Raw genomic sequence first — 22947 nt, 5'->3', positions numbered from 1 at the left:
AAAGCATATTTTTTATACGCGACTTTTGTTATGATCTTATTGAATGTAAAAATACCCAAATAAATCCGGAGGTGTATATAAAATGGAAAAAACAAAAAGCATTTTGCATGTGCTGCGAATTAAAGACTTTGCGGTACATCCCGATGAGACGCAGCTTGTTTTTGATACAAATCTCAACGGAACATCAAACCTGTGGGCGATGGATCTTCCCGATGCATACCCGTACCAGCTGTCATTCTTGAATCAGGATGCAAAAGGAATCGCCTACAATCCCGACGGCTCTATTCTCTATGCCGGTTTTGACCATGACGGAAACGAACAAAGCGGACTGTACAAGCTTTCGTCAAAAAACGGGTCGTTCCATTCATTAAACGGAAATCAAACGGACCGCCACTTCGAGCCCATCCCTGTCCAAAACGCCGTTTACTACTCCTCTACAAAGGACAATCCGACATTTTTAAATACATACAGATACGATTGTCTCGCTGAAAAAGAAGAGCTTATTTTTGAAGGAAAAGACGGAACTTCAATACTGGCTGATGTAAGCCCGGGCGAGAAAGCCGTCAGCATCCATGTCTACTATGTCAACAGCCACAATGTCTGCATGATCCATACCGCCGAAGGTGTGACGACAGGAATCGTCCCCGATGAGACGCTGCCTCATATGGTTTATTCTTCCCGCTTTGCATCTGATGATCGGTTATTCGTCACGACAAACTACGAAGCCGAGTTTTCATACCTTGCCTTGTACAACGTTTCATCCGGTATTTTTGCGCCGGTGCTTTCGATTGACAAAACTGATTTAACAGCCATCCACGCTGATCCGAGTGGAACTTTCCTTTATCTGATTGGAAAAAAAGGCGTCAAAGAGGTGATGTATGAGTACAACACAGCAACAGGAGGAAGCCGGCAGGTGGACTGTCCTTGCACATCCATTTCGAAAATACACTGCGCCTCTTCGGGCACGCTGTACATTCTCGGCTCAACGCCGACCAGGCCGGCTAATCTCTATGTATTAACGAAAGGACAGACGAAATGGCGGCAATTAACGAAACATTCGGTTCCGGGTTTCTCCGAACAGGAGCTGTCATATCCGGAGGTTGTGACATATCCTTCTTTTGACGGTCTCGCAATAGAAGGGCTGCTGTTTAAGCCGGGCCCGGAAGAAGCGAACGGCTGGACGATTATTTGGCCGCACGGCGGACCGCAAGATGCAGAAACCTTTATGTTCTATGATCTCTTTCAACTCGCTGCGAAAATGGGCTACCAGTTATTCGCCCCTAATTTCAGGGGATCAGCGAATTACGGCTATTCCTTCTTTAAAATGGTTGAACAAGATTGGGGAGACGGACCGCGCCTCGATATGACTGCAGGCATCGACTGGCTTATCGATCAAAAGCTTGCGGACCGCGAAAAACTTTTTTTAATGGGGGGCAGCTACGGAGGGTATATGTCGCTATTGCTTCACGGAAGGCATCCAGAGTATTTCCACGCCGTCGTCGATATATGCGGAGTCAGCAATCTGTTTTCGTTTGTCGAATCCGTACCGGATTTCTGGCAGCCGATGATGGAAAAATGGGTCGGCAACCCTGAGCGGGATTATGAAAAACTGAAAGCCGATTCTCCTGTTACATACCTGGAGAATATGACTCAGCCGATGCTGATCATCCAAGGCGCAAACGATCCCCGCGTCGTAAAGGAAGAGTCCGATCAGGTCGTCGATCGGTTAAAAGCCATGGGGCGGAATATTGAGTATCTTGTTTTGGAAAATGAAGGGCACGGTTTTTCTAAAAGAGAAAATAAAATAAAAGCCTACCATAAAATTTTCGAATTTTTCGAAAGTAACCGCTTATATCTCGCGGCACAGCTTGAAGAATAAAACCGATCAGGACTGGGGATGGTATACGTAAAAAGGAGGTTGACCCTTTGTTTAGAAGAAGATCAGGCATCCATCCCGCTGTATTGGTTTTAGGATCAGCTGCATTGACCGCGGCTTTTTCTCCCGAAATCCGCAAAAGATTGACAGGCATGTTCGCGAAGGGCATGGGAGGTCGACAGCAAGGTAACGGCCGAAACCAGATGATGATGAATCCGGCTGACATGATCAAACAGGCTTTCAATTCCGGAGGACAGTCACAGGAACATCGCCAGTCAGGCCATACGGCAAACGACCAGCATCAATCAAGCCATATGACTGCCCCGGTTAATGTCATGAACGATCAGACTGCAAACCAGACGATGTTCGATAACGACCAAAACTATTCATAAAAAACGGCCCGCACGAGCAATCAAGCTGTGCGGGCCGTTCTTCTTTTACACTTCTGCTTCAATGATATTAGTACGGTCTTGGTACGTGTCTTTTTCAAGTTCATTTGTTGCTTTGCTTGTGACAAGTCCTGACGTCATGCTGCCGCTGACATTAAGAGCCGTACGCCCCATGTCGATGAGCGGCTCAACCGAAATCAGCAGTCCAGCAAGCGCTACGGGCATATTTAACGCCGAAAGGACGAGAAGCGCTGCAAATGTCGCACCTCCGCCGACGCCTGCCACTCCGAAAGAGCTGATCGCAACAACAGCGATAACCGTGAACAAAAATGACGGCTCAAGCGGATTTTGTCCGACCGTCGGCGCAATCATGATCGCGAGCATTGCAGGGTAAATTCCGGCACATCCGTTTTGTCCGATGGACAGTCCGAAGGAACCGGCAAAGTTTGCAATGCCTTCGGGAACACCGAGGCTGCGCTGCGTTTTAATGTTCAGCGGCAAAGCGCCTGCGCTTGATCTAGATGTAAACGCGAATACAAGGACCGGAAACGCCTTTTTCAAGTATGTGACAGGATTTAAACCGCTGAATGTAATGAGCAGCAGGTGAATGATGAACATGACGATCAGCGCCACATATGAAGCGATGACAAATTTGCCGAGCTTGGCAATGCTGTCGAGATCGCTCGTTGCAATCGTTTTTGTCATGATCGCCAATACACCGTAAGGCGTCAGCCTCAGAATCAACGTCACTACACGCATAATGATCGCATACACGGCATCAACCATCTTTTTGAAAAGCTCAGCTTGTTCAGGCTGTTTTCGATTGACCCCGAGATACGCGATTCCAAGGAAAGCCGCAAAAATAACAACGGCGATCGTTGATGTCGGTCTTGCTCCCGTAAAATCTAAAAACGGATTCCCCGGAAGAAGCTCGACAATTTGCTGTGGAAGTGTTTTGGCTTCCATGTCCTGCGATTTCTGTTCGAGTTCCGCCCCTCTCATTGACTCTGCCTGGCCTTGATCCACATGGACAGCCTGCAGGTCGAAAGCAAGTGCGGACGCGATTCCCACCGCAGCAGCGACAGCTGTCGTCGCGATCAAGAGGCCGATGATCAATCCGCTGATTTTTCCGATATTGTGCGTCAGTTTAAGCTTTGTAAAAGCACCCAAAATCGAGATGAATACAAGCGGCATAACGATCATCTGCAAAAGCTTCACATAGCCGCCGCCTGCAATATTAAACCAATCAGATGTCTGCGTAATCGTTTCTGAAGACGAACCATATATAAAATGCAAAGCGAATCCAAAAACAATGCCGATTCCCAGAGCGGTAAATACCCGCTTAGAAAAAGAAACATGTTTTTTTTGCATCATATAAAGGAGCGCCATCAGGCCGAGCATGACGATAATATTAATAACAACAAATAATGTCATGGTAACAAAAGCACCCCCAGAATTTTTTACATTTAAAAACTATAGTACAACAAACCTGATTGGTCAAGTAGGAATTATCGATGTATTTCAATATATGACCCGGGAATCAATTGCGCGACTGACATTTTATTCGCCGATGTCTTTCAGTGGAACAAAAGTCGGCAGCTGTGCACCGTCAAACTCTTTTTTGATCAATTCAGCGATATCGTCTGATTGGTACAGCTCAACGATCTTTTTCAAATCTTCACGGTCCCGGTCTTCTGTTCTGGCCGCAATAATGTTGATGTACGGTGTCGCTGTTTCGTCTTCCAGTTTAATCGAATCTTTGACAGGATGGAAGCCGGCGTCAACCGCTATGCCGTTGTTGATAACAGATGCAGCGACGTCGGGAAGCACGCGCGGCGTTTGCTCTGCGGCCACCGTTGTGATTTTGAGTTTTTTAGGATTTTCTTTAATCGCATCAAGCGTTCCGTTTCCGTCAAATCCGTCCTTTAATTGAAGCAGGCCGGCGGACTCCAACAGGAGCAAGGCTCTGCCCATGTTCGTCGCTTCGCTCGGAACAGCGATTTCCGCGCCGTTTGGTATATCGTCAGGCGAATCATACTTCTCGGAATAAATGCCCATCGGAGCGATGATCGTTGTGCCGATCGGCGATAGTTCAAGATTGCGTTCCTTTTTGAATGCATTAAAGTAAGATATCGTCTGAAATGCATTGGCGTCAATGTCACCGCCTGCCAAAGCCTGGTTCGGCTGAACATAATCAGAATATTTGACGATTTCAAGCTTTAAGCCTTCTTTCTCGGCTTTTTTCTTCACATAGTCCCAGATTCTTGTATCCGTTCCGCTGATGCCGATTTTAATGGTTTTCGCATCAGAGTCTGCCGCACACCCCGCGATCACTCCCGCAAGCAGCAGTAAAATGATAACAAATGTGAACTTTTTCATCATAGCTGTCTCCCTCTCTGTTTATCTTCTTCTCAATTTTTTGGACAGAACGTTTCCGGATGTCTGCAATCCCTGCACAACGATGACGAGAATTGCAACCGTGATGATCATCGTCAGCGTGTCAAACCTTTGGTAGCCGTATGTGATCGCCAAATCCCCAAGACCGCCGGCGCCTATCGCACCAGCCATCGCCGACGCTCCGACCAATCCGACCGTTGCCACCGTAAAACTCAGCACAAGCGAACCGAGCGCTTCCGGAATCAGAAACCGGAAGATGATCTGCCGCGGAGTCGCTCCCATTGCTTCAGCGGCTTCAATGACTCCCGGATCGACTTCAAGCAGAGAGTTCTCGACGAGCCTTGCGATGTAAGGCCCCGCATAAAAAGTCAGGGGAACAATCGCTGCCGATGTGCCGATGGACGTCCCCACAATCAGCCTTGTCACCGGAATTAAAGCAACCATCAAGATGATAAACGGAACGGACCGGAAAATGTTAATGATCATATTGACAACCGTAAAAACTGCCGGATTTTCAAGCAGATGCCCCTTCCTTGTGACAACCAGCAAAATGCCGAGCGGAATGCCGATCACGCTTGAAAATAAAAGCGAGAAAACCGTCATTTGAATCGTCTGAACCAGTGCGTCAATGATTTGGTCATATGTAACAAGCATTCTTATACCTCCCTGATGCGAATGTTTTCTCTGCGTATATATTCGAGCGCCCGCCCGATTTCACCGTCTTCCCCCTGCAGTTCAACCGTCATACTGCCAAACGGAATTCCCTGAAGCTCTGTAATCGTTCCGTGCAGAATGTTGACTTCTACGTCAAACCGCTTTGCCACTTGCGAAAGAAATGGCTTCCCGGAAGATTCGCCGACAAATTGAAGCTGGTAGAGATGCTTCACATTTAATTTTTGAATCGATTCAGGTATCTCGTGGTCGATGGCTGATTTGACAAAGCTTTTGGCCGTTTCGGTTTCCGGCGCGGAAAACACGTCAAACACGCTGCCTGATTCAATGATCCTTCCTTTTTCAATGACCGCGACTTTGTCGCAGATTTCTTTTGCCACATTCATTTCATGAGTGATCAACAAAATCGTGATGTTATATTGTTCGTTGACGCGCTTCAGCAGCTTCAAAATATCGCCGGTCGTCTGCGGGTCAAGCGCGGATGTCGCTTCATCACAGAGCAGAACCTCCGGATTTGTCGCCAGCGCCCGGGCAATGCCCACGCGCTGCTTTTGGCCGCCCGACAGCTGATCCGGATAATCGCGGGCTTTATCCTCAAGCCCGACAAAATGGAGCAGTTCCGTCACTTTTTGCTTGATTTCGGCTTTCGGTGTTTTGACAAGCGCGAGCGGCTCAGCGACATTAGCGAAAATCGTCTTTGAATTTAACAGGTTAAAATGCTGAAATACCATGCCGATCTTCCTTTTAACAGCTCGAATCTCAGCTTTCGACAGAGACATCAAGTCTCTTCCGCCGACGAATACCTTTCCGGCCGTCGGTTTTTCAAGGAAGTTCACACAGCGGATCAGCGTGCTTTTCCCTGCGCCGCTGAATCCGATGACGCCGTATATTTCCCCTTTATCTACATGAAGGTCGATTCCATTGAGCGCATGAACCTTCTGTCCGCCGCTTTCATAGACCTTTTCAACGCCTTCAAATGTAATCATGATGATCTTCCTCCTCTTTTTGGCTAACAAAAAAGGCTCCCTCTTAAAAAATAAGAAGAAGCCTTAGACGACACGAAGTAAATAGAGTGGTCCGCTCTCTTCTTATCTTCCAAGCCCGTACGGCTTGTTGGATGTGGCACAGTATTCTGCTGTATGCAGAACCCGCTGCCGAGGCTTCATAGGGCCAATTCCCTCCGCCTCTCTGAATAAGAAGTGTTGATGCATGAAGTTTTACCTAACTTTACAGCTTCTTTGAAATGTTGTCAATCAGAATTGTGAAAATTTCAAAAACCCGCTTTTCAATGCTTTATTTTTTGCCCTGATTATTAAATTTCACTTTTTTTAAAAAAATTGTGTTTAGCAGTTGTAATTTCGCTTAAACACTGGTAAAGTAAAGGTAATTATTTTTGTTCGAACTATCTTTAAGAAGAAAGTTTTGTAAGAGTTTTCGTCTTGGAAGTTTGTTTTAGAGCAAGAATAGTGAATTTAAGCGTTATCGCTTTAGGAGGAAATTTCATGCTAGAAGGTAAAGTAAAATGGTTTAACTCTGAAAAAGGTTTCGGATTCATCGAAGTTGAAGGACAAGACGATGTATTCGTTCATTTCTCTGCTATTCAAGGCGAAGGCTTCAAAACTTTGGAAGAAGGCCAATCTGTATCTTTCGAAATCGTTGAAGGAAACCGCGGACCACAAGCTGCTAACGTAACAAAAGCGTAAGCTGTGAACCGCTGATCTTCATACAGGACTGCTGACCGAATGTCAGCAGTCTTTTTATATTTAAAAAAAGCCTGACGCCCGGAAAACCGGCGTCAGGCTTTTTTTGCGAAAACCGCTTATGAAGCGATGTCTCTTTTTGTGAATGCACCAAAGGCGAGCACATGAAAAACGATAAAATAGACAGCCAGCACCACAATCGAGAATCCCAGCGTCATGTCTGAAACAAGCGGAGATCCGTCAAAGTATTGAGTGAGATCAGTGTTGGCAAATAAGATGTATTTCACCCAATCAAATTTCGTTGCGAGCAAGTTTGTCACCGTTCCGCCCATTGCCAAAAGGAAAATTGAAATACCTACGGCAAGCGAGCTGTTTCTGAAAACAGCTGAAATCATAAAGGCCATTGTCGCCATCATCAAAAGCGATATTGAATTCAGCAAATAGCTGCCGGCCAAGTGCAGCAGCAGGCTTTTTTCTTCAACTGTTCCATCGGCGTACGCCAAGTGAACCTGGCTGCCGTCGCCTGCCCCGAATAAAGCAAGGCCTGTGATACCCGCGCTTGCGAACAGAATGAACAGCAAAGCCAATGCAAAAAGCAGAACTGTAAAATATTTTGCCAGCAAAATTTTAAAGCGGCTGATCGGCCTGATGACAAGCAGCTTCACCGTTCCCCAGTTGAATTCATTCGCAACGATTCCTGCAGCCACCGTGATCACAAACAGACCGAGGAGAGGAATGGTGCTGCTCGCGTCGCTGATGAACGACAGGGCCGAATAGTCCCCGTCTTCCGGCAAATCGTGCTTGATTCGATACTCATTAATGGCGGTCGACCGTTCATAGCTTTTTTCAAGTGCCGGATTATTGACCCCTTTAAGTTGTTCTTTCATATCTTTATTTTCCTGCATCAATTCTTTTTTCCAGTCCGGGTTTTGGTCTGTCTCTCCGATCGTCTTTGTGAGAACGCCCAGCCCGATGGCAGATAACAGCAAAATCGCAATCATGACATATGTGCCTTTTCGATTAAAAATTTTGATCCATTCATTTACGATGAGATTAAACATGCTGAGCTTCCTCCTTCTCTGCGGTGATTTCCAGGAACCGGTCTTCCAGCGATTTGTTCACAGCCTTCACTTCATATAGGCGGACACCGTTGTCTGACAAGTGTTTGATCAAATCAGGCACTTCATCCTTTTGAAGGCTGAGCTCTATCCCGCCTTCCGCTTCGTCAACCTTCATCTTTTTGAAGGCAGCCGCTTCCCGCATCAGAGCCTGATTGTCATCCGCTTGAATATAATAGCGCTTCTTTTCATCCCGAGCGGGTCCGTGCACATGCTGAATATCCCGGAGCTTTCCGTTCTGGATAATGGCGATCCTGTCGCACATCAGCTCCATTTCTGAAAGCAGGTGGCTTGAAACGATGACCGCCATACCTCTTTCTCTCGTCAGCTTTCTTAAATGATCGCGAATTTCCCGGATACCGGCCGGATCAAGCCCGTTCGTCGGCTCATCGAGAATCAAGAGCTTCGGATCGTGCAAAAGGCTTTGGGCCAGGCCAAGCCTTTGTCTCATTCCTAAAGAATACGTTTTGACCTTATCGTTGATCCTGTTTTTCAATCCGACAAGCTCGACGATTTCGTCAATTTTCTGTTTCGTCACGCCTTTCGTCATGCGCGCGTATTGCTGAAGGTTTTGATAGCCCGTTAAAAATTTATACAGTTCCGGATTTTCAACGATCGCTCCGATATGCCGCGCGGCCTTTTCAAAATTTTCTTTTACGCTGACGCCGCACACGGCGATTTCACCGGCGGTGATGTTCATATGCCCGACAATCATCCGGATCGTCGTCGTTTTTCCGGCGCCGTTCGGACCCAGGAAGCCGAATATTTCGCCTGCCCGCACGTCAAAGCTCAAGCCGTCGATAATCTTTTTCCCCCTGATCGTTTTTGATACATTTTTTAATTCCAAAAGTGTTTCCACTGTTTCTCCTCCAGCCTTTTCAATTTTTTTCTTCAATAAACCGTTTCAGCCATTCCAAAAGCGACATTCCGGATTCCTCGCGCAGCTGTTCGACATCCTTTTTTTCTTCAATTCGGCCATTTAAGACGACGACGACCTCATCCAAAATTTGTTCAATTTCATGAATCTCATGGGTGGCGATGACGATTGTCTGCTTATCAAGCTCCAAATATGTAAGAAGGCTTTTGACGATCGATTCTCTCACCATCGGATCAAGACCGGAAAACGGCTCATCAAGCAGCACGACTGCTGCATCGCGCGCCAATGTGAGCGCGAGCTTCAGCCTACCCCGGTTGCCTTTGGAAAGCTTGCCGATTTTTTTATCCCCGTCGATTTTCATGTCCTTTAACAGATCCCACGCTTTATTTATACGGAAATCGGAAAACTGGGTTTCATAAAAGTGAATCATATCCTTGACCCGAAATGGATCGTAGAACATATCGAGCTCTGTTAAATAGGCGATGTTCTTCGTCTCCTTTCTGGCTGCCGGCCGCCCTCCGATCAGCACCGAGCCCGAATCCGGAAACGAGAGCCCTGTGATCAGCTTCAAGATCGTAGATTTGCCGCTGCCGTTCGGTCCTGTCAACCCGTAAATTTTCCCGGGAGAAAGTGACAGATCGGCCTCTTTGAGCGCATACTCTTTGCCAAACTTCTTCGTGACATTTTTCAGCTCAATCTTCATTTGGGATCTCCTTTCTGAAGAAAACGGTCAAGTTCCAACAACATGTCTTGTTTAGACAAGCCAAGCTCTTCCATGCTCTGGACAAATTGCCCGATAACTTCCGACCTCATCTCCCGCTTTAAATCATCGATGACTTCCGTATGTTCAACAACAAAGGTGCCCTGTCCCCTTCTGGTCTCCACCACGCCCATCCTTTCCATTTCATTGTAGGTTCTTTGAATCGTATTCGGATTTACCTGTGTCTGAACAGCCAGCTCACGGACCGAAGGCAATTTTTCTCCCGGTTTGATCTCTCCGCGGATCATTTTTTTAAAGAGCTGTTCGGCTATTTGCCTATAGATCGGCTTTGAAGCAGAAAATTCATTTGCCATTCTTTTACACCTCAACTCTTCTGTTCAGTAATTTGCAGGAGAGATAGAAGAGACAGACGCCTAAGACTGTGTAATACACCAGGAGAACACCCGGCAAATCAACTTGAGAAAATGTAACAGTCCATCCTGAATGTTCGTAATGAAGTTTGAATTCAGCCTTTAAAGAAATGCTCCACAATTTCTGCAATTCCTGGAATAAGCCGCTCTCGATGAACAGCGCCTCGATTAATCCGTAAGCACTGTAGATCAGCAAGGGAATGATCCAGCGGATTTTTTTGATAGCCGGATATTTTCTGAGCGCTTCATATACCGTCCACAGAAACATCACCCATGTGGAAAAACTGATGGAGCCTAAAAAGACAGCGATATTGACGAGAAGCAAATCTGACACGGAAAACAGACCGGCGCTGCTGGAGAGCAGAACGCTTCTGACAACCAGCCCGAAAATGAATAAAACAGCGTGGGAAATCAATTGGTATACGGCAGCTGAAGCAAGCTTTGACACCAGCAATAACGCACTGTTGTTCGGATTATATAACCAAAGCTGCGTCTTCCCTTCCAGACGGAGCTGAGCTAGGATCATTAAAGGACAAAACAGACTATGAAATAATAAAATGGTCACTAGCGCCCCAAAAAGAGCCATTGATTCGCCTGTATAATGAGCAAACCAAAAGCTTGCAATAATCGCACAAATCATGCACAGCATCCAAACCAAAAACCAAAACCTTGCCATGAGAAAATCTTTTTTAAATAAACCGCTGAAAGACCGCAAAACATATCCTCCTCTAGTCACTGTATCAGTGTACTACATCAATAGTACACCGATACAGTGAAAATCGCAATCAAATATTACAAAAAAATGCAAAAAAAAAGCAAACCCGCTGGTTCCCAGCGAATTTGCCTTTAATCCTGTTCCCGCTTTTTCATGGATTTTAATGCTTTTCGGTAATCCATATCGTCCATTTCCGTTTTCTCGGAATGGTTTTTTTCCTCTTTTGGATGTTGAAGTTTTTGCAGAATCGCCCGATAGGTTTGATCATTCATTTCGAACGGATCTTGCTGATCGGCTTCAACTTGCTCAGCGACTTCTTCTTCCTGAACATGAGGAATGCCAGCTTCAGCTGCCGCGTTATCCTCATGTTCGGGTTTATCCTGTGAAGACGCCGACCGCACATTAAATACCACCAGACCGATAATGACGAGGACAGCAGCGATGATGGTCAATATAATGGTCATGTCAAATCGCTCCTCACTGTCCTGCTGTAAAGCGGTCTGTCACTTGGGCGACGCGTCTGCCTAAAGCCCGGCCCAGCTCCAGGCCTTCTTCGCCGATCAGTTCGTCACTGTCGACAGGACACGTGATGCCTGCACCGTAATAAGACCCGTATAAAGCATTTTCAGGTACATTTCCAGGCAAGCCGACGATCATCATGCCTTGATGAAGCATCGGTGTTATTAAGTTGAGCATTGTCGCCTCAAGACCGCCGTGAGTTGTCGCTGTTGTGCAGAAGACTGCGCCGATCTTATTGATCAGCTTCCCTTCCGCCCAAAGGTAGCCCAGCCTGTCGATCCAAGTTTTTAATCCGGAGCTGATTGTACCGAAATGACCTGGGCAGCCCCAGATGATAGCATCCATTTCTTCGAGCTTTCTAATATCCGCCTGGCTGACATGATCGATCAGCACGTCTGCAGCCTCATGTTCCCCTGCGCCTTCCGCAATGGCTTCAGCCAGCTTTTTCGTATGCTCGCCTTCACTGTCGTAAACAACATAAATTTTCATGTCAGAACCTCCTCATTTTAAGATTCTTTCGCTTCTTTAGGAGCCGGAAGCAATGTCAGCTCCTCCGCCTTGTTCTTCCTGCGCAGCTTGTCTTTTCTGACATCCCTCAAAAACAGGCTGAGAACGAGGCCGATGACACAGAACCCGGCCGCCCACATAAATGCGTCATTGATGCCCATGACATTCGAGTTGAGCTGAGCCTGTCCGGTCAAATATTTCACGACATATTGTTGTGCTTGTTCAAGAGATATATGCATCGATTGCGCTGTTGACTGAATGGTTGACTGCAATGTGCTCATAAATGACGGATCAGCCGTATTTGTCTGATCGGCCATTGATGCATAGTGGAATGTCGTGCGATTTGTATAAATCGTCGTGATCAAGCTCGTTCCGATCGAACCGCTGATTTGGCGAAGCGTATTCGACATCGCCGTTCCGTGGCTGTTTAAATGCTGCGGAAGCTGGTTCATGCCGGCAGTCATGATCGGCATCATCAACATGGACATCCCAAACGCCCGAATCGCATAGATCAACACGATGTGCATATACGGTGTATCGATCGTAAGCGTCGTAAATTCGTAGGTCGTCACAACAGTGATCAATAATCCGACAATCGCTAGCGGCCTTGGGCCGACTTTATCAAATAAAATTCCTGAGATCGGCGACATCACAAGCATGACAAGTGCGCCCGGCAGCATCAAAAGCCCCGATTGAAGCGCTGTAAAACCGACCAGGTTTTGCAAGTAAATCGGAATCAGGAACATTCCTGCATACAAAGCAACTGTAATGATGGCGTTGATCACGCTTGACAGTGAAAACATATCGTATTTGAACACTCTGAAGTCAAGCATCGGCTCTTTCGATTTCAACTGCTGGATGATAAAAGCGGCAATGCCGATTACACCGATCACAACTGTGGAAAGTACGAGCGGATCATCCCAGCCGTCTGAGCCGGCTTCGCTCACACCATACAGCAACGCCGCAAATCCGACAATTGAAAGAATCGCGCCCGCTGTGTCCAATTTGATTTTTTTAGGTTCCGTCATATTTTTAAATAGGAAAAAACCGAAAATGATGACGATCAAACCAACCGGCACAAGGCCGTAAAACATGATCCGCCAGCTGTAGTTTTCAATGACCCAGCCGGATAGCGTCGGACCGACAGCAGGAGCAAACATCATCGCAAGCCCGAAGATTCCCATTCCTTTCCCGCGGCTTTCCGGAGGAAAGATAAAGAGAATCGTGGTCATGACCAAAGGCTGAAGTATGCCTCCGCCGACTGCCTGAATGAGGCGTCCGGTTAACATCGTCGAGAAGTTAGGCGCAATTCCGCATATCAGCGTTCCGACCGTAAACAGCAGCATCGCCGTTAAAAACAAGCTCCGTCCGCCGAACCGCATAATCAGGAAGGCTGATAAAGGAATCAAAACGCCGTTGACAAGCATATATCCGGTTGTCAGCCATTGAATCGTTGTGGCGCTCACATTGAACTCTGTCATGAGATGAGGCATCGCCACATTCAGTAGCGTTTGGTTTAAAATGGCCAGAAACAAGCCGCCCATTAAAATGATGAGCAGTGACATATTTCCTTTTTTCTGAGAAGCCACTTATGACATCCTCCTTTCGCTCGTTTTTATTTCCCCCGGTTATTTTGAAATTTTCACGGATGCGTTCATTCCCGGCAGCACTTTGTCAGACGGGTTTTTAATTGAAATTTTCACAGGTACTTTCTGCGTCACTTTCGTGTAGTTTCCGCTTGAATTGCTTTGAGAAAGCAAGTCAAATGTTGAGTTTGTCGCATAGCCGATTTCTTCGACATTTCCTTCAAATGTAGTGCCTGAATCACCGTCAACGACGATATCGACTTTGTCCCCTTTTTCGATGTCTTTCAGGTCGTTTTCTTCAATGTTAGCTGTAATGTACAGATGATCCATGTCAATGGTTTTCGCAAGCGTTTGACCGGCTTGTACGATCTGGCCTTCTTTCGCTTCGTTTTTGACAATTGTTCCGTCCATGATCGACTTCACGTCAACCGTTTGTTCCCCTTTGATTTTCGCTGCTTTTTCGTCCTTTGAAACTTTTGATCCTTCTTTCAAATCCCAATCTGAGAGCTTCCCTGATGCAGGCGCCGTAATGTCGGCCATCTCGCCTGTCACGTGTGCTTCGTCGGTTTTCACATAGCTGATGCTGTCATAATAGAAATACGCACCTCCTGCTAAGATGGCAAGCACGATGATGAGTCCGATAATGTTCGTCGCAATTAAACGTCCTTTGCTCATGTTTATTTCTCCTTTCATATCCTTATATTTTGGATGAAGCCGGTTTGATCGGCTTCCGCGGTTTTGCGTTTTCCTATTTCCTGCCCAGCAACTTGCGGGACGTGTACTGAAAAAGTTGTTCAAAACTGAGCAAGAAAGATCGGAAGCGGTAAATTTGTTTTTACCTCTGCACAACAAAATAAATAGTTAACAAGATTAAATATTAGTTAAAGTAATAAAGAATGTCAATAACCTTGCACTTAAAATTTTGATTTAAATATTTTCCAAACAAAAAACCTCCGCTGCCGGAGGTTTCAATCGCGTTTTTTCATGTATATTGATGCCGTTCTTCATTGCTGAAGAAGCTCTTCAGAGCCTGAAAAACATCGGCTTTCTGTTTCAGCACATAATACTTGAATTTTTCGTTTTTAATATTTTTGTAGGCTGACATTAACGTTGAATGTCTGTTGTACTGGTTGACTTCGCCATAGCAAAAGATATTCGCTTTCTCCATAATCTCTCCGACAAGCTTAACGCAACGCGCATTGTCGGATGTCAAATTATCGCCGTCCGAAAAATGAAACGGATAAATGTTATAGCGTGTCGGATGGTATTTGTCTTCAATCAGTTCGAGGGATTTGCGGTATACAGATGAACAAATCGTGCCCCCGCTTTCCCCTTTCGAAAAGAAATCTTCTTCTGATACCACTTTGGCTTCAGTGTGATGGGCGATAAACTCAATATCGACCGTTTCATACTTTGTCCGTAAAAAACGTGTCATCCAAAAGAAAAAGCTTCGCGCCATATATTTTTCCCAAACGCCCATCGATCCGCTCGTATCCATCATTGCGAGCACAACGGCTTTTGATTCCGGCTTTACGGAGTCATTCCACGTTTTAAATTTTAAGTCTTCGGGGTAGATCGGATAAAATGAAGGTTTTCCCGTCATTGCATTTCGCTTAAAAGCGCTGAGCATCGTTCTTTTCTTATCGATATTACCGGTCAAACCCGTTTTGCGGATATCGTTGAACTCAATATCTTCGACAACGATATCATCCCGTTCTTTTTGTTCTAAATTCGGCAGTTCCATTTCGCTGAAGAGCGCCTCTTCCAAATCGATTAACGAAACTTCAGCTTCATAATAATCTTCACCGGCCTGATCGCCCGCTCCCTGGCCTTTGCCGGCGCCCCGTTTATCCGAACCGTCCCTTGCGACGATATCTCCTACCTCGCTGTCGCCGTCTCCCTGGCCGGCATGTTTATTTTTATCATAGTTATAGCGGATTTTATACTCATCTAACGATCGAATCGGAATTTTGACAACATCTTTGCCGTTGGACATAATAATGCTTTCTTCTGTAATCAGGTCAGGCAGATTGTTTTTGATCGCGTCCTGCACCTTTTTCTGGTGACGCTGTTGGTCATCATACCCTTTTCGGTGGAGGGACCAGTCTTCCTGAGAAATAATAAAATGGCCATTGTCTTTATGGGACATGAATTCCCCTCCTTATTGATAATCCCCTTAAATGGCTTCGGTTTATAGCCCTGCGGATGCAAGTCTAAAATGTTTATTGTTATCTTATGCAGGTGCAAATAACTTTTGACAAACAATTTTGAAAATGGGACAAAAGGACCCGCCCTTCTCCGGACGGGTCTTCAAGTTACCGGTTTAATAAGCTTCCTACATATTTTAAGAGTTCGTTTGCGCTAGTCGAGTTGTAGCCGTGCTCATCAATGAGACGGGCGACGACCTCGTTGATTTTCTTGAGCTGCTGTTCGTCCGGCGTTTTTGTCGATGTCGTGATTTTGACGACATCTTTCAAGTCTGCGAACAGCTTTTTCTGAATGGCTTCTCTGAGCCGCTCATGCGAATTATAGTCAAACCGTTTCCCTTTTCTTGCATAGGCAGAAATGCGAATGAGAATTTCTTCGCGGAATGCCTTTTTCGCATTTTCGGAAATGCCGATTTGTTCTTCTATTGACCTCATCAGCTTTTCATCCGGATTCATTTCTTCTCCCGTCAGCGGATCGCGAAGCTTAATTTTATTGCAGTACGCTTCGACATTATCAAGATAATTGTCCATCAGCGTTTTCGCAGATTCCTCATAAGAGTACACAAACGCTTTTTGGACTTCTTTCTTCGCCATTTCGTCGTATTCTTTTCTGGCGGCGGAAATAAAGTTCAAATAACGCTCGCGGTCTTCTGCCGAAATCGACGGATGCTGGCTAAGCCCTTCTTTTAAAGAACGGAGGACATCAAGCGCATTGATCGATTCCATGTTTTTGCGGATGATCGTCGACGAGATCCGGTTGATGACATAGCGCGGATCGATTCCGCTCATTCCTTCGTCAGTGTATTCTTTTTTCAAATCCTCGACATCGACAGAATTGTAGCCTTCAACACTCTCTCCGTCATACAGCCTCATTTTTTTGACAAGATCAATGTCTGACCGCTTCGGCTCTTTCAGCCTCGTCAAAATCGAAAACATCGCAGCCACTTTTAGCGTGTGCGGCGCAATATGAACATCAGACACATCGCTTTCAGCGATCATTTTTTCATAAATTCTTTCTTCTTCTGATACTTTTAAATTATATGGAATCGGCATGACGATAATCCGCGAATGGAGCGCTTCGTTTTTCTTATTGGATATAAATGAACGGTATTCGGTTTCATTCGTGTGGGCTACGATCAATTCATCCGCTGAGATGAGCGCGAACCGGCCCGCCTTGAAATTCCCTTCCTGTGTAAGCGATAAAAGATGCCAGAGGAATTTTTCATCGCATTTCAGCATCTCCTGAAATTCCATCATTCCTCTGTTCGCTTTGTTTAATTCTCCGTCGAACCGGTATGCGCGCGGATCGGATTCCGATCCGTATTCGGCAATCGTCGAAAAATCAATGCTTCCCGTCAGATCAGCGATATCCTGCGATTTAGGGTCCGACGGACTGAACGTGCCGATCCCCGTCCGTTTATCCTCTGAAAAAAAGATTCTTTCAACCTTCACGTCTTCTATTCTTCCGCCGTATTCCTGTTCCAGTCTCATCATGTTCAACGGGGACAGGTTGCCTTGAATGCGGATGCCGTATTCATTGTAAAAATCGTCCCGCAGATGCTGAGGAATTAGATGAAGTGGATCTTCGTGCATTGGACAGCCCTGAATCGCGTAGACAGCCCCTTCATCTGTAAGAGAGTATGCTTCAAGCCCCCTTTTCAGCATGGTGACCAAAGTCGACTTTCCCCCGCTGACAGGCCCCATCAAAAGCAGGATTCTTTTTCTGACATCAAGGCGCTTCGCGGCCGGATGAAAGTATTCTTCAACTAGGCGTTCCAAAGGCTCTTCAAGACCAAACAGCTCTTTGTCAAAGAAGCTGTATACTTTTTTCCCGTCTTTCTCTTCAATGCCGCTGTCTTTAATCATATTGTAAACGCGGGAATGAGCAGATTGCGCGACAGTCGGATTTTCCTTTACGATTTCTAAATATTCAGCGAAGGTTCCTTCCCATTTCAGACGCTGCTCTTCCTCTCTATACTGTTCAATCTTTTTTAATATATCCATAAGAACCTCCTATATGATGATAAATGCAAGGTGCCAAGTGAATCACTGTTACATTCAATCTATGCGGAGATGTCCCTTTAGATGCTTTTCATATAAAAAATGAAATGTACTTTCCTCGAATTGACAAGGATGGAGCAAACCATTCATAATAAGAGCAGAAAAGTTCCGTCCGCAAGTGCTCCTGCGGTACGGCTGACGGCATCGGTGCAGATGACAACAAGGGAATAAGGATGAGGAGGGATTTTAATGAGAACGTTGATCATGATGGGGGTCATCCTCGCGTTCCTCGTATCCATTTTTACTGCCGGATACGAAAGCAAACCCGGCAAATAAAATTCAAAGGAAAAAGGATGGCTCACTTTTGAAGCCATCCTTTTTTCGTAACATAACACTGTTTTATTCCTGTTGATCTTTATTCACTTCAGACTTAGGAGATACCCGGCAGCTGCTTTTGTATTCAACTTTCTCAATCTTGCATCCGGGCCCTATATGCACGCGGTTTCCCCTGACCATGCGGGCCTCCGTGTTTTCCAGGTAAATATCATCTCCTTCGATTGTCCCTGCTGAGAGAAAACCTCCGTTTCTATTAAACAAGAGCCCGCGTTTTTTGACAATCTTAATATGCGTGCCGCCGATATCGCCAATCGAACTGTTTCCGAACTTTAAGCCGATGTCAATCGCGCCGGCGTTCAGCAGACCCTTTACGTCCAAGCTGCCCGTCAGTGTAAAATCCTCTGCCTCACAATCGCCTCTTACGTTCAGTGCGCCTTTGACATCGCACGTTTCAGCCGCCATATTACCCCCGATATTGATAATGCCTTTTACGGCTGCATCGCTGATGTCGGCGTCCTCAGAAACATCCGCCGTCCCGTACACTCTGGCTTTGTCAGCTTTCAGCCTCCCCCGGATCTCTGTTTCCCCGTGTACACTAAAGCTTTTGATTGTCGCATCGCCTGACAATTCGCTTGTGCCGTGTGTACTGAATTTTTCACATTCAATGTTTCCTGTGATCGTTCCTTCACCTCTGATGAGAACATGATGGAATGATCCGCCTCCGGCATTTCCGGAGCCGTGTATTTTCAAGTCGTGTTTCTTCATGTCCTATCCCTCCGCTATATTTTCCTTCTCTCTCCGACTTTTGCCGTTTCCGCCACCCGGATATCTTCCTTATACTCAATCAGGTCGATGTCGCAATTTTCGCCGATGATAACCGAATTGCCCCGGACAACTTTCGCGGCCGTATTGGCGAGTTCAATTTGATCCCCTTCAATCAGCTCGGCAGACAGTCTCGGAGGAGAAATAAGCGGCGTTAAAAACGAGAACAGCTTCGATTGATGTGCAGTGCAGACGATCCGCCGGCACCCGATTTCTTTCACTTTACTTTCACCGCCGTGAACCTTAATCTCAATTTGTTCCGCGTTTAAAAGCCCGTCGATTGTAAAATAGCCTTCCGCAGTAAAATGTTCCACTTCGCAGTCTTTGCCGATTGACGTTTTTCCGCGAACGATTGCTTCGTCGCCTTTCACATGTCCGCTAATGCCGGCATAGCCTAAGACTTTAAGCTGTTCTGCTTCGACATCGCCATCCACCTTTGCAGAACCGTCGATTCTGACCTTGGAAGCTGCGATTGCGCCGTTTAGTTTGGCGTGGCCGCTGATTCTCAGCTCACCCGCTTTCACGTCTCCGTTTACAGTCCCGGTGCCGCTGCAGCTGAACCTTTCGCAGTCAATATCGCCGTTAATCGTTCCTTTGCCGTTTAATTCAACCGTTTGATACGTGCCTCCGCCTGAATTGCCAAATCCGTTTATCAATAAATTCTCCATCTTTTGATCCTCCATTTACATGAATTTTGTTTTCAATTCTTCGCTGCTCGCTGCCAGATTGATGTCAGCGGCGACCTTGACTCCTTTTTCCAACACGATGCTGCCCTCGGTGATCAGACATGTTGCAATGCCGAGCTTCCGAAGCACAATCAGCCTCCCTTTGTTCTCCGCCTCGTGTGACATGATGACATCCAGCACCATTTTTCCTTCATCCAGGCTGATGTCGCCGGATTGGAGCAGGCCTTCCAGCACATAAGCCGCAAGCGCTTCTGTCAGATGAAATGGATCATCGCGCTTTCCGGTGCATTCTTCAAAAAACGTCATGACCGCTTGTGAAACGATGCCTTTTTCAAGCAGTTCCCCGCGGCTCGCGCTAAGTTCGGACAGACCGGGTGTAAACATTTCCGCCATTTCATCAAGGGAAAGATTTTCTTTCATGCTTTGAATGGTTTCGATTCTTTTTAAAATGTCTTCCTTCGGAAAAAACGTTTCTTGTCCGGTGAACGTCGATTTCCGGATAAACCACTCTTCCGGTATTAAATTTTTCCGTTTCCATCTATAGAGCTGCCCGTATGAGATCGAAGTCAAATCCAGCAGCTCTTTTTTTGAAATTAAATCATCCTGAACCATCTGTTTCAGCTCCTTTACACACATTGTAACATAACACTGTTACATTAGAAAGTAAAAAAAAGAACCCTCTGTTAAAAAGGGCTCTTTTCCTGATAAAGCTTAAGTCAAATCTCTGTAATTCTGCTGGCGAAGCGCCTCGTACACGAGGATTGCTGCAGTATTTGATAAGTTCAGTGATCTGACATGCTCTGTCATCGGCAGGCGCAGACAGCGATCCATGTTTTGTTCGATCAGCTCTTTCGGCAAGCCGTTCGTCTCTCGTCCGAAGACAAAGAAGTGATCTTCGTTTTGATCTGAATAATCAAATGAAGTGTGCGGTTTTTGACCGAATTTTGTAATGAAGAAAAAACGGCCGTCAGGATGGGCATTAAACAATTCGTCCAATGAGTCGTGGTAGACGACATTGACGAATTCCCAATAATCAAGACCTGCCCGCTTGAGCATTTTATCGTCTGTTGAAAAACCGAGCGGTCTGATTAAATGAAGCGTTGTATCTGTTGCTGCACAAGTCCGTGCGATATTTCCTGTGTTTGCAGGAATTTCTGGTTGATATAGTACGACATGCAATGCCAAAAGTATTCACCTCTGTTTTTCTGATCCGCTGTTTATTATACCACTCATTACGATTTTGTCGTATCATCTGATATATGAAAAAACGCATATCGAATCGATGAAGTATAAGCAGGCGAATCCTCGTAAGACCAGTACCTCATCCGGCAGTCGTGCGTTTGCGCGTTCACCAGCGGCATATTGCTTTTATCCTTTGCCGTCACAAGAGCCACGTGGTCAAATCTTCCGTCTCCGTTAAAATCATAGCAAATGACATCGCCTTCGATCAGCTCTTTCGCGGCCCGCTTTTGAACCGCTCGGAGGCCGGCTTTTGACTGCTTCAAAAAGGTTCTGAGCGAATGAGCGACAGTCCAGCTGTAACTCCAGGAATGGTTTTGCATCCACCAGCCTTTTCCTCTGTTCGGATAGCCGCGCATCGGCGCATCTCCGGCCCTTATGCACTGGGAAATAAAGTTTGTGCAATTGTCTTCAAAGTTTTTGTAAGCGGGATTTCGTTTATTCCAATACGTTTCTGCATAGCGCACCGCGGCCAGCCGGTCATAGCGGAACGCCCTTCCCAGCAATTCGCGCATCTCATCATCGCCGCTTTCAGGGTCAGGATAAGACTGTGCGGCCGGACGCGGGGCCTTGGAGTCTTTGATGACCATCTGATCATACAAAATGGCGCTTCTGTCTTCAATATGTTCTTCCATATACATATCATCCCCGTCTTTGCACAAGTATGCGGTATGGGTTTGATAGTTCACATGCGACGCGCCGTCTTCATCAAGCCAGTGCTCTTTTACAGCTGCTTTCATATTGGCCTTCACGATCTGCACGCCGCGGTTTTGAAAAAGCCTCCGCTTCCGTTCAATGACTTCAAAACCCCCGGCATCCTGCCAGTTTGTTTCATCATTGCCGTTGATTAAGTAATGAAGTCTGGCTTTCAGGAGCTGCTCGATGATCTGTTTCAAGGGCTACACCACCATATGTTTGTTAATTCATTTCTCATCATTAAACATATGTCAGGACAGCCCTCAATTAGTCGCACTCGTTTCTTTTAAAAGGCCGATGCCTTTTTGGATTTCAGCTTTTGCTTCTTCATCCTGCTCGTGCGCGAGCGCGCGCTCCAATTCACCCATCACATCCGCTCCGCCGATCTTTCCGACCGCCCATGCGGCGGTTCCCCTGATGACCGGCCGCGGATCTTTGTGCATCATCTCAATCAGTTCAGGGAGAGCGTCCGTTTCTTTAAAATGGGCAAGTGCGATAATCGCATTTCTCTGAATCGGCTTTTTGCCTCTCCATGAGCCGGCCACGTGGCCGAACTTTTCTTTAAATTCGCGATTCGACATCGTCAGAAGCGGTTTTAAAAGCGGCTTGGCAATCTCAGGGTCCGGCTCCATTTCAGGATGCAGATGAAAATCGACCCCTTTATTTTTCGGGCATACCATCTGGCACGTATCACAGCCGTAGATCCTGTTCCCGATTTTCGTACGGAACTCGTCGGGCAGAAAACCTTTTGTCTGCGTCTGAAAAGCGATGCAGCGCTGGGAGTTGAGCTGCCCGGGGTTGACGAGCGCACCGGTCGGGCATGCCTCGATACATTTGTTGCATGAGCCGCATTGATCTTCGATTCTCTCATCAGGCTCGAACGGAATATTCGTAATCATTTCCGCCAAGTAAACGTAAGACCCGAATTCAGGCGTAATGATCATGCAGTTCTTTCCGCTCCAGCCGATGCCCGCGCGCTCTGCGACAGCTCTGTCTGACAGCTCACCGGTGTCAACCATCGATTTCGTTCTGACATCGCTGCGCTGCGCTTTCAAAAATTCTTCCAGCTGATCAAGCTTTTCCCTCAGGACATGATGATAATCCTTTCCCCAGGAAGCTCTGCAAAAGATGCCCCTCCGTTCGCCTTTCTTGCTTCTCGGCGCATCTTTCATTTTTGAAGGGTAAGCAAGGGCGATGGCGATGATCGATTTCGCCTTCGGCAAAAGCAGATCCGGGTTCGTCCGCTTTTCAAGATCGGGTTCTTCAAAGCCTGATTCATAGCCGAGGGTCCGGTTCTCAATCAATCGTTCTTTTAATGTTTCAAAAGTATCTGCACTGGCGAACCGGATTTTATCGATGCCGATTTCCTGTGCGAATTCGATGACATCCTGTTTCAGTTTTTTCACATCCATCGTGCAGAGCCTCCTTTCTTTGTTTTCGTTTTCGCTCTCTGTATAATAGAGTGTACCATGA

General features: G+C 46.3%; 25 protein-coding genes and 1 riboswitch. Of the genes, 3 read left to right on the top strand and 22 right to left on the bottom strand.

Translation table 11 applies throughout. The features are described 5' to 3' along the window. Positions 1–82: 82 nt before the first annotated feature. A complete protein-coding gene (locus tag MKZ04_RS00320) occupies positions 83–1879 on the top strand; it encodes a S9 family peptidase (RefSeq protein WP_341045011.1) in 1797 nt (598 codons plus the stop codon). Positions 1880–1926: 47 nt separating this feature from the next. Further along, positions 1927–2268 (top strand): hypothetical protein, encoded by a 342-nt coding sequence (locus MKZ04_RS00315; RefSeq protein ID WP_020450688.1) that lies wholly within the window; start codon positions 1927–1929, stop codon positions 2266–2268. Positions 2269–2313: 45 nt separating this feature from the next. Here the strand turns inward: MKZ04_RS00315 and MKZ04_RS00310 are convergent, their stop codons facing one another. The 4 genes from MKZ04_RS00310 to MKZ04_RS00295 form a co-directional block, all read right to left on the bottom strand. Beyond that, entirely contained in the window at positions 2314–3699 is a 1386-nt protein-coding gene (locus tag MKZ04_RS00310; protein ID WP_020450687.1) for an L-cystine transporter, read from the bottom strand. A 126-nt stretch (positions 3700–3825) separates the two neighbouring features. Next, positions 3826–4644 (bottom strand): MetQ/NlpA family ABC transporter substrate-binding protein, encoded by an 819-nt coding sequence (locus tag MKZ04_RS00305; RefSeq protein ID WP_023856484.1) that lies wholly within the window; start codon positions 4642–4644, stop codon positions 3826–3828. 21 nt (positions 4645–4665) lie between these two features. Continuing rightward, the gene (locus tag MKZ04_RS00300) at positions 4666–5316 is read right to left on the bottom strand and encodes a methionine ABC transporter permease (RefSeq protein ID WP_020450685.1); all 651 of its coding nucleotides are present in this window, start codon (positions 5314–5316) and stop codon (positions 4666–4668) included. 2 nt (positions 5317–5318) lie between these two features. Next, positions 5319–6320 carry a methionine ABC transporter ATP-binding protein gene (locus MKZ04_RS00295; protein ID WP_023856483.1) on the bottom strand — a complete coding sequence of 334 codons (1002 nt, stop codon included), beginning with the start codon at positions 6318–6320 and terminating at the stop codon, positions 5319–5321. 99 nt (positions 6321–6419) lie between these two features. Next, positions 6420–6533: riboswitch (SAM riboswitch) on the bottom strand. A 303-nt stretch (positions 6534–6836) separates the two neighbouring features. On the opposite strand from MKZ04_RS00295, the gene cspB reads away from it, so the two are divergent. Beyond that, complete coding sequence (gene cspB, locus MKZ04_RS00290; RefSeq protein ID WP_003155376.1) at positions 6837–7037, top strand: cold shock-like protein CspB; 201 nt, start codon at positions 6837–6839, stop codon at positions 7035–7037. 116 nt (positions 7038–7153) lie between these two features. On the opposite strand, the gene MKZ04_RS00285 is transcribed toward cspB, so the two are convergent. The 18 genes from MKZ04_RS00285 to queG form a co-directional block, all read right to left on the bottom strand. Further along, positions 7154–8095 (bottom strand): ABC transporter permease, encoded by a 942-nt coding sequence (locus MKZ04_RS00285; RefSeq protein WP_023856482.1) that lies wholly within the window; start codon positions 8093–8095, stop codon positions 7154–7156. Further along, positions 8088–9011 carry an ABC transporter ATP-binding protein gene (locus MKZ04_RS00280; RefSeq protein ID WP_023856481.1) on the bottom strand — a complete coding sequence of 308 codons (924 nt, stop codon included), beginning with the start codon at positions 9009–9011 and terminating at the stop codon, positions 8088–8090. The genes MKZ04_RS00285 and MKZ04_RS00280 overlap by 8 nt, the downstream gene beginning before the upstream one ends. 19 nt (positions 9012–9030) lie before the next feature. Next, positions 9031–9732, bottom strand: a complete 702-nt coding sequence (locus MKZ04_RS00275; RefSeq protein WP_023856480.1) for an ABC transporter ATP-binding protein — start codon at positions 9730–9732, stop codon at positions 9031–9033. Further along, positions 9729–10103, bottom strand: a complete 375-nt coding sequence (locus MKZ04_RS00270) for a GntR family transcriptional regulator (protein ID WP_023856479.1) — start codon at positions 10101–10103, stop codon at positions 9729–9731. Before MKZ04_RS00270 ends, MKZ04_RS00275 begins: the two co-directional genes overlap by 4 nt. Positions 10104–10107: 4 nt before the next feature. Continuing rightward, positions 10108–10875 (bottom strand): hypothetical protein, encoded by a 768-nt coding sequence (locus MKZ04_RS00265; protein ID WP_051303785.1) that lies wholly within the window; start codon positions 10873–10875, stop codon positions 10108–10110. 131 nt (positions 10876–11006) lie between these two features. Further along, on the bottom strand, positions 11007–11339 hold the full coding sequence (locus tag MKZ04_RS00260; protein ID WP_039072544.1) for a hypothetical protein: 333 nt from the start codon (positions 11337–11339) through the stop codon (positions 11007–11009). A 13-nt stretch (positions 11340–11352) separates the two neighbouring features. Continuing rightward, positions 11353–11883 carry an NAD(P)H-dependent oxidoreductase gene (locus tag MKZ04_RS00255; RefSeq protein ID WP_212110342.1) on the bottom strand — a complete coding sequence of 177 codons (531 nt, stop codon included), beginning with the start codon at positions 11881–11883 and terminating at the stop codon, positions 11353–11355. 17 nt (positions 11884–11900) lie between these two features. Then, complete coding sequence (locus MKZ04_RS00250; protein ID WP_217626294.1) at positions 11901–13466, bottom strand: DHA2 family efflux MFS transporter permease subunit; 1566 nt, start codon at positions 13464–13466, stop codon at positions 11901–11903. Positions 13467–13529: 63 nt separating this feature from the next. Then, positions 13530–14162: an HlyD family secretion protein gene (locus MKZ04_RS00245; RefSeq protein WP_020450676.1), complete on the bottom strand. Its 633-nt coding sequence runs from the start codon at positions 14160–14162 to the stop codon at positions 13530–13532. A 307-nt stretch (positions 14163–14469) separates the two neighbouring features. Next, positions 14470–15636 carry a sporulation protein YhbH gene (gene yhbH, locus MKZ04_RS00240; RefSeq protein WP_020450675.1) on the bottom strand — a complete coding sequence of 389 codons (1167 nt, stop codon included), beginning with the start codon at positions 15634–15636 and terminating at the stop codon, positions 14470–14472. Between the two features lie 166 nt (positions 15637–15802). Continuing rightward, complete coding sequence (gene prkA / locus MKZ04_RS00235; RefSeq protein ID WP_020450674.1) at positions 15803–17698, bottom strand: serine/threonine protein kinase PrkA; 1896 nt, start codon at positions 17696–17698, stop codon at positions 15803–15805. Between the two features lie 143 nt (positions 17699–17841). Then, positions 17842–18057 carry a hypothetical protein gene (locus MKZ04_RS00230; protein ID WP_145625161.1) on the bottom strand — a complete coding sequence of 72 codons (216 nt, stop codon included), beginning with the start codon at positions 18055–18057 and terminating at the stop codon, positions 17842–17844. A gap of 37 nt (positions 18058–18094) precedes the next feature. Next, positions 18095–18796 carry a hypothetical protein gene (locus MKZ04_RS00225; protein ID WP_023856475.1) on the bottom strand — a complete coding sequence of 234 codons (702 nt, stop codon included), beginning with the start codon at positions 18794–18796 and terminating at the stop codon, positions 18095–18097. A gap of 14 nt (positions 18797–18810) precedes the next feature. Then, the gene (locus MKZ04_RS00220) at positions 18811–19521 is read right to left on the bottom strand and encodes a polymer-forming cytoskeletal protein (protein WP_023856474.1); all 711 of its coding nucleotides are present in this window, start codon (positions 19519–19521) and stop codon (positions 18811–18813) included. A 15-nt stretch (positions 19522–19536) separates the two neighbouring features. Continuing rightward, positions 19537–20151 carry a YhbD family protein gene (locus MKZ04_RS00215; RefSeq protein ID WP_023856473.1) on the bottom strand — a complete coding sequence of 205 codons (615 nt, stop codon included), beginning with the start codon at positions 20149–20151 and terminating at the stop codon, positions 19537–19539. A gap of 99 nt (positions 20152–20250) precedes the next feature. After that, a complete protein-coding gene (gene trmL, locus MKZ04_RS00210; protein WP_020450670.1) occupies positions 20251–20724 on the bottom strand; it encodes a tRNA (uridine(34)/cytosine(34)/5-carboxymethylaminomethyluridine(34)-2'-O)-methyltransferase TrmL in 474 nt (157 codons plus the stop codon). Positions 20725–20771: 47 nt separating this feature from the next. Further along, positions 20772–21674, bottom strand: a complete 903-nt coding sequence (locus MKZ04_RS00205; protein WP_023856472.1) for an amidase domain-containing protein — start codon at positions 21672–21674, stop codon at positions 20772–20774. Between the two features lie 63 nt (positions 21675–21737). Then, on the bottom strand, positions 21738–22886 hold the full coding sequence (queG, locus tag MKZ04_RS00200) for a tRNA epoxyqueuosine(34) reductase QueG (protein WP_328066539.1): 1149 nt from the start codon (positions 22884–22886) through the stop codon (positions 21738–21740). Between the last annotated feature and the right edge of the window lie 61 nt (positions 22887–22947).

This window comes from Bacillus sp. FSL W7-1354, assembly GCF_038002405.1.
In the GTDB taxonomy this organism is placed as follows: Bacteria; Bacillota; Bacilli; order Bacillales; family Bacillaceae; genus Bacillus; species Bacillus paralicheniformis.
Note: the sequence above shows the minus strand (reverse complement) of the source record. Positions and strands in the feature narration are given on the sequence as shown.

Excerpts from the sequence above, each read along its gene's own strand:
- MKZ04_RS00310 (WP_020450687.1), bottom strand. The coding sequence starts at position 3,699 with ATGACATTATTTGTTGTTATTAATATTATCGTCATGCTCGGCCTGATG.
- prkA (WP_020450674.1), bottom strand. The coding sequence starts at position 17,698 with ATGGATATATTAAAAAAGATTGAACAGTATAGAGAGGAAGAGCAGCGT.
- MKZ04_RS00215 (WP_023856473.1), bottom strand. The coding sequence starts at position 20,151 with ATGGTTCAGGATGATTTAATTTCAAAAAAAGAGCTGCTGGATTTGACT.
- yhbH (WP_020450675.1), bottom strand. The coding sequence starts at position 15,636 with ATGTCCCATAAAGACAATGGCCATTTTATTATTTCTCAGGAAGACTGG.
- queG (WP_328066539.1), bottom strand. The coding sequence starts at position 22,886 with ATGGATGTGAAAAAACTGAAACAGGATGTCATCGAATTCGCACAGGAA.
- MKZ04_RS00305 (WP_023856484.1), bottom strand. The coding sequence starts at position 4,644 with ATGAAAAAGTTCACATTTGTTATCATTTTACTGCTGCTTGCGGGAGTG.
- MKZ04_RS00250 (WP_217626294.1), bottom strand. The coding sequence starts at position 13,466 with ATGTCACTGCTCATCATTTTAATGGGCGGCTTGTTTCTGGCCATTTTA.
- MKZ04_RS00285 (WP_023856482.1), bottom strand. The coding sequence starts at position 8,095 with ATGTTTAATCTCATCGTAAATGAATGGATCAAAATTTTTAATCGAAAA.
- MKZ04_RS00260 (WP_039072544.1), bottom strand. The coding sequence starts at position 11,339 with ATGACCATTATATTGACCATCATCGCTGCTGTCCTCGTCATTATCGGT.
- MKZ04_RS00295 (WP_023856483.1), bottom strand. The coding sequence starts at position 6,320 with ATGATTACATTTGAAGGCGTTGAAAAGGTCTATGAAAGCGGCGGACAG.
- MKZ04_RS00255 (WP_212110342.1), bottom strand. The coding sequence starts at position 11,883 with ATGAAAATTTATGTTGTTTACGACAGTGAAGGCGAGCATACGAAAAAG.
- MKZ04_RS00320 (WP_341045011.1), top strand. The coding sequence starts at position 83 with ATGGAAAAAACAAAAAGCATTTTGCATGTGCTGCGAATTAAAGACTTT.
- MKZ04_RS00245 (WP_020450676.1), bottom strand. The coding sequence starts at position 14,162 with ATGAGCAAAGGACGTTTAATTGCGACGAACATTATCGGACTCATCATC.
- MKZ04_RS00225 (WP_023856475.1), bottom strand. The coding sequence starts at position 18,796 with ATGAAGAAACACGACTTGAAAATACACGGCTCCGGAAATGCCGGAGGC.
- MKZ04_RS00220 (WP_023856474.1), bottom strand. The coding sequence starts at position 19,521 with ATGGAGAATTTATTGATAAACGGATTTGGCAATTCAGGCGGAGGCACG.
- cspB (WP_003155376.1), top strand. The coding sequence starts at position 6,837 with ATGCTAGAAGGTAAAGTAAAATGGTTTAACTCTGAAAAAGGTTTCGGA.
- MKZ04_RS00275 (WP_023856480.1), bottom strand. The coding sequence starts at position 9,732 with ATGAAGATTGAGCTGAAAAATGTCACGAAGAAGTTTGGCAAAGAGTAT.
- MKZ04_RS00300 (WP_020450685.1), bottom strand. The coding sequence starts at position 5,316 with ATGCTTGTTACATATGACCAAATCATTGACGCACTGGTTCAGACGATT.
- MKZ04_RS00270 (WP_023856479.1), bottom strand. The coding sequence starts at position 10,103 with ATGGCAAATGAATTTTCTGCTTCAAAGCCGATCTATAGGCAAATAGCC.